This window comes from Terrimonas ginsenosidimutans (assembly GCF_022012415.1).
GTDB lineage: Bacteria > Bacteroidota > Bacteroidia > Chitinophagales > Chitinophagaceae > Terrimonas_A > Terrimonas_A ginsenosidimutans.
In genome coordinates this window covers 1-6,052 of record NZ_JAKLTR010000043.1, presented here as the reverse complement: position 1 = coordinate 6,052, position 6,052 = coordinate 1, and the positions used below count along the sequence as shown (strand labels likewise).

At 47.9% G+C, this 6,052-nt stretch carries 2 tRNA genes and 3 rRNA genes; all 5 read right to left on the bottom strand.

What is annotated here, in order from left to right:
- Positions 1-51: 51 nt before the first annotated feature.
- Positions 52-163 (bottom strand): 5S ribosomal RNA (gene rrf, locus LZZ85_RS28150).
- 135 nt (positions 164-298) lie between these two features.
- A 23S ribosomal RNA gene (locus tag LZZ85_RS28145) occupies positions 299-3,092 on the bottom strand.
- 405 nt (positions 3,093-3,497) lie between these two features.
- Positions 3,498-3,571 (bottom strand) — tRNA-Ala (locus LZZ85_RS28140).
- Between the two features lie 11 nt (positions 3,572-3,582).
- Positions 3,583-3,657, bottom strand: a tRNA-Ile gene (locus LZZ85_RS28135).
- Positions 3,658-3,815: 158 nt separating this feature from the next.
- Positions 3,816-5,344: ribosomal RNA gene (locus tag LZZ85_RS28130) — 16S ribosomal RNA — on the bottom strand.
- Together the 16S, 23S and 5S rRNA genes with 2 tRNA genes alongside form the textbook arrangement of a ribosomal RNA operon.
- Between the last annotated feature and the right edge of the window lie 708 nt (positions 5,345-6,052).

Genomic DNA, 6,052 nt, shown 5'->3' with positions numbered 1-6,052 from the left:
GGTGTAAACGAAAAAAGCCTCACAGTTTCCTGTAAGGCTTTGTTTCAATAAATATGGCAGCTACCTACTCTCCCGCATTGTGGTGCAGTACCATCGGCCATGAGGGGCTTAACTTCTCTGTTCGGGATGGGAAGAGGTGAACACCCTCGGAAAAACCACCATAAGATGATGAACATTTAAAAAGTAATTACAACAGAGTAACACTCTTGTCAATGTTGCGCTTTCCGCGCGAATAAGATCATATTGGGAAAGTTATAAAGGGCTCTATTAACACCTGTTTTTAGAAAACAGATAAAAAAAATTAAAGCGTACGGGCAATTAGTACTACTCGACTTCGCTGTTACCAGCCTTACATCTATAGCCTATCAACGTCATAGTCTCTGACGGCCCTTAAAAGTAAACTCATCTTGAGGAAGGTTTCACGCTTAGATGCTTTCAGCGTTTATCCTGTCCGTACATAGCTACTCAGCATTGCACCTGGCGGCACAACTGATACACCAGCGGTACGTACGACCCGGTCCTCTCGTACTAAGGTCATGTCCTCTCAATTTACTTGCGCCCACCACAGATAGGGACCGAACTGTCTTGCGACGTTCTGAACCCAGTTCACGTGCCACTTTAATCGGCGAACAGCCGAACCCTTGGGACCTTCTCCAGCCCCAGGATGTGACGAACCGACATCGAGGTGCCAAACCTCCCCGTCGATATGAGCTCTTGGGGGAGATCAGCCTGTTATCCCCGGAGTACCTTTTATCCTTTGAGCGACGGCCCTTCCATGCAGAACCGCCGGATCACTTTAGCCGACTTTCGTCCCTGCTCGACCTGTATGTCTCACAGTCAAGCACCCTTATACTAATGCGCTCTACGTACGATTACCAACCGTACTGAGGGTACCTTTGCAAGCCTCCGTTACTCTTTAGGAGGCGACCACCCCAGTCAAACTACCCACCATGCACTGTTTCCCGCAAGGGATTAGACTCTAAATCAAAGAAGGTTGGTATTTCAACGACCGCTCCACAATGGCTGGCGCCACTGCTTCAAAGCGTCCCAACTATTCTACACATCCGTAATTCAAAATCAATGCAAAGTTGTAGTGAAGGTTCACGGGGTCTTTCCGTCCCGTGGCGGGTAACCGGCATCTTCACCGATACTACAATTTCACCGGGCTCGTGGAGGAGACAGCGTTCAACTCATTAGACCATTCGTGCAGGTCGGAACTTACCCGACAAGGAATTTCGCTACCTTAGGACCGTTATAGTTACGGCCGCCGTTTACTGGGGCTTCAGTCAGGAGCTTTGGCTTGCGCCGAACACCCTTCCTTAACCTTCCAGCACCGGGCAGGTATCAGGCTCTATACGTCATCTTTCGATTTTGCAGGGCCCTGTGTTTTTGTTAAACAGTTGGTTGAACCATTTTACTGAGACCATCCGAAGATGGTACGCTTTATCCCGAAGTTACAGCGTCAATTTGCCTAGTTCCTTCTCCACGGCTCACCCGAGCGCCTTAGAATACTCATCCCGTCTACCTGTGTCGGTTTGCGGTACCGGCTGCTATACTCGCTTTTCTTGGAAGCATTTTCAGTACTGCGCTTCACCCGAAGGATCCACTCTCCAATTCCGTCTGGATAGGTACCTAGCATGCTCCGTCACTTTCATTGTATAGCAGGCGCAGGAATATTAACCTGCTTTCCATCACCTGCCCCTTTCGGGTTTGGCTAAGGACCGGGCTAACCCTGATCCGATTAACGTTGATCAGGAACCCTTAGACTTTCGGCGAATAGGTTTTTCACCTATTTTATCGTTACTTATGCCTACATTTTCTTTTCTAACCGCTCCAGCATACCTCACAGTACACCTTCGATGCAGTCAGAATGCTCCCCTACCGATCATCCGCTTAGCGGCGATCATAGAGCTTCGGTTAGTAGTTTGATGCCCGATTATTTTCCGTGCAAGACCTCTCGACCAGTGAGCTGTTACGCACTCTTTAAATGAATTGCTGCTTCCAAGCAAACATCCTGGCTGTTATAGAAGTCTCACCTCGTTTGATCAACTTAACTACTTATTAGGGACCTTAGCTGCTATTCTGGGTTATTTCCCTCTCGGCCACGGATCTTAGCACCCGCAGCCTCACTCCCGGAGATATCTGTTAGCATTCGGAGTTTGTCAGGGTTTGGTAGGCGGTGAAGCCCCCTAGCCCAATCAGTAGCTCTACCTCTAACAGACTTCATAATCCGAGGCTGTTCCTAAAAACATTTCGGGGAGAACGAGCTATCTCTCAGTTTGATTGGCCTTTCACCCCTACCCACAAGTCATCCCAAGACTTTTCAACGTCAACGGGTTCGGTCCTCCAGTTTGTGTTACCAAACCTTCAACCTGCTCATGGGTAGATCACAAAGTTTCGCGTCTGCCCCCACTGACTATACGCCCTATTTGGACTCGCTTTCGCTACGGCTCCGTTGTTTAAAAACTTAACCTCGCCAGTGAGGAGCAACTCGTAGGCTCATTATGCAAAAGGCACGCCGTCACTATTGCTAGCTCCGACCGCTTGTAGGCGCACGGTTTCAGGTACTATTTCACTCCCTTGTTTAGGGTGCTTTTCACCTTTCCCTTACGGTACTGGTTCACTATCGGTGTCTGAGGAGTATTTAGCCTTACCAGATGGTGCTGGCAGATTCAGGCAGGATTCCTCCGGTCCCGCCCTACTCAGGATACTGCTCGTCCTGCTCAATTTACGCTTACGGGGCTATCACCCGCTATGGCTCCACTTTCCAGAGGATTCAACTTGATGAGCTCTTCTAAATGCAGTCCTACAACCCCGAAGCGGCACGCCGCTCCGGTTTAGGCTATTCCCTTTTCGCTCGCCACTACTCAGGGAATCACTATTGTTTTCTTTTCCTCTCCCTACTTAGATGTTTCAGTTCAGGAGGTTGGCTCTCTTTCGAGTAATACGCCTTCAGCGTACTGGGTTGACCCATTCGGAAATCCAGGGATATAATACTCGTGTGCAGTTCCCCCCGGCTTATCGCAGCTTACCACGTCCTTCTTCGCCTCTCAGACCCAAGGCATCCACCATGCGCCCTTAGTTGCTTTAAAAAATTTAAAAAACTAGAATTATACTTATTGTTATTCTTGTAGTTGTTACCCGACCACATTTCTTCAGACCAACCAATAAATTGGTGATATTTCTAAAATTGTGATCGAAATAGATAATAAAGTTATCCTTTATAACATTTATTTTCCCAATATGTCAAAGAGCTCTTCACGAATGGAACACTAATGATCACGAATGACCCCTAATGCTCCCTAACAACGTGACGTAGTTGATGGTATGGTTGCGAACCAACAGACCTAAAGTCAACATCATATTTCAAAAGAACTTTCTCTACTAAATAACCTTTGTTATCGTTCGCTTTGGTGGAGGATATCGAGTTTCGAACCGATGACCCTTCCGACTTACCGTCGGAATGCTCTGGCCGACTAACTCCGTAACATCCTCTGTGGAGGATATCGGAGTCGAACCGATGACCCTCTGCGTGCAAGGCAGATGCTCTAGCCAACTGAGCTAACCCCCCAAAAACTTTTGTAGACCCGAGCAGATTTGAACTGCTGACCCCTACATTATCAGTGTAGTGCTCTAACCAGGCTGAGCTACGGATCTGTTTGTTGTAGCCCCCGTGATTACGGGTTACATTTTTGCTAAATAAAGAACTTAAATAGATCCCGGATCAAGTCCGGGACAATAAATTAAAAGAGGGAAACAATAGCCAGTAAGTCATTTGTTGTAGCCAGTCCGAAGACTGCTCAACGTTGCTCTAAAAAGGAGGTATTCCAGCCGCACCTTCCGATACGGCTACCTTGTTACGACTTAGCCCCAGTCACTAGTTTTACCCTAGGCGGCTCCTTGCGGTTACCGACTTTAGGTACACCCAGCTTCCATGGCTTGACGGGCGGTGTGTGCAAGGTCCGGGAACGTATTCACCGTAGCGTTGCTGATCTACGATTACTAGCGATTCCAGCTTCATGGAGTCGAGTTGCAGACTCCAATCTGAACTGAGAAGAGGTTTTTGAGATTAGCTCCTTATCACTAAGTGGCAGCTCTTTGTCCTCTCCATTGTAGCACGTGTGTAGCCCTGGGCATAAAGGCCATGATGACTTGACATCATCCCCTCCTTCCTCGCGTCTTACGACGGCAGTTTCACTAGAGTTCCCAGCGTTACCTGATGGCAACTAGTGATGGGGGTTGCGCTCGTTGCGGGACTTAACCCAACACCTCACGGCACGAGCTGACGACAGCCATGCAGCACCTTACAGACCGTGTATTGCTACAAAATGAGCTTTCACCCACGGTCGATCTGCATTCTAGCCCAGGTAAGGTTCCTCGCGTATCATCGAATTAAACCACATGCTCCACCGCTTGTGCGGACCCCCGCCAATTCCTTTGAGTTTCAATCTTGCGATCGTACTTCCCAGGTGGGATACTTAATGCTTTCGCTCAGACACACACTGTGTATCGCGTATGTCGAGTATCCATAGTTTAGGGCGTGGACTACCAGGGTATCTAATCCTGTTTGATCCCCACGCTTTCGTGCCTCAGTGTCAATATTTGTGTAGCCAGCTGCCTTCGCAATTGGTGTTCTATGTCATATCTAAGCATTTCACCGCTACATGACATATTCCGCTAACCTCCACAATATTCAAGACCAATAGTATCAATGGCAGTTTCCGGGTTGAGCCCAGAGATTTCACCACTGACTTACTGACCCACCTACGCACCCTTTAAACCCAGTGAATCCGGATAACGCTTGCACCCTCCGTATTACCGCGGCTGCTGGCACGGAGTTAGCCGGTGCTTATTCAAATGGTACCGTCAGTTGAGCTAGAAAGCCCCTTTTTCGTCCCATATAAAAGAAGTTTACAACCCAGAGGGCCTTCATCCTCCACGCGGCATGGCTGGTTCAGACTTGCGTCCATTGACCAATATTCCTTACTGCTGCCTCCCGTAGGAGTCGGGCCCGTGTCTCAGTGCCCGTGTGACTGGTCGTGCTCTCACACCAGTTACTGATCGTAGGCTTGGTGGGCCGTTACCCCGCCAACTACCTAATCAGCCGCACAGCCATCTTCAAGTGATAAATCTTTAAAACCAAAGTGATGCCACTCCAGCTTACTATGGGGTATTAATCCGGCTTTCGCCGGGCTATGCCCCGCTCGAAGGAAGGTTCTGTACGTGTTCCGCACCCGTTTGCCGGTCGCCGCCCATGTATTGCTACACTGCGCTGCCCCTCGACTTGCATGTATTAAGCCTGCCGCTAGCGTTCATCCTGAGCCAGGATCAAACTCTCCATTGTAAATGTTGTTTGATTGCTGACTATTAACTTCAAAGTGTCCCATTTTATAAAAAACGAGAACCAAAAATTAACGTGTCAAATCGAATTTTATTCGCTTGACCTACCTTAGGTGTTAATCCAGTTTACTGAATTAACGTGCTATTGTTTCCCAACTTTCAAAGATCTTTCGGCCCTACTTCACCAGATCTCTCCGGCTTTTCTGCACCCCGTTTTTTCGAACGGATTGCAAAGGTAAGCGCCTTTTATATTCTAACCAAATATTTCTTAAGATTTCTTGCGATTTCTTCAAAGACATCCGGTTGATTATCAAACTGTTTGTAAAGAACTGCCCCGTTTTTTGAGGCGGACTGCAAAGGTAGAGCTTTTAAACTTTCCACCAAACTTTTTTTCAGCAAATTCATTTCTTTTTTTCACCCCTCACCTCCTTTTCTACCCACTTGAATCCTTCGCCTTAAATAGTGAAAATTCGAAAAGTAATCCCCTCTCTCCCAACTATTTACTTGCAGCGTCCAGTCACAATTTCTTCAGAGAACTACCCGCTTTTTGTCCTGCGGGGTGCAAAGATAAGGGCGTTTCAGTTCCTGCCAAATCTTTTTTGAACCTTTTTGCACAGCACTGTATAAGATCCACGACCAGCGCGGGTTTTAGCCGGTAAATATTTTTCAAAAGACCGGTAACTGGCTGGCGTAGAAGTATCGCAGAGGGCGC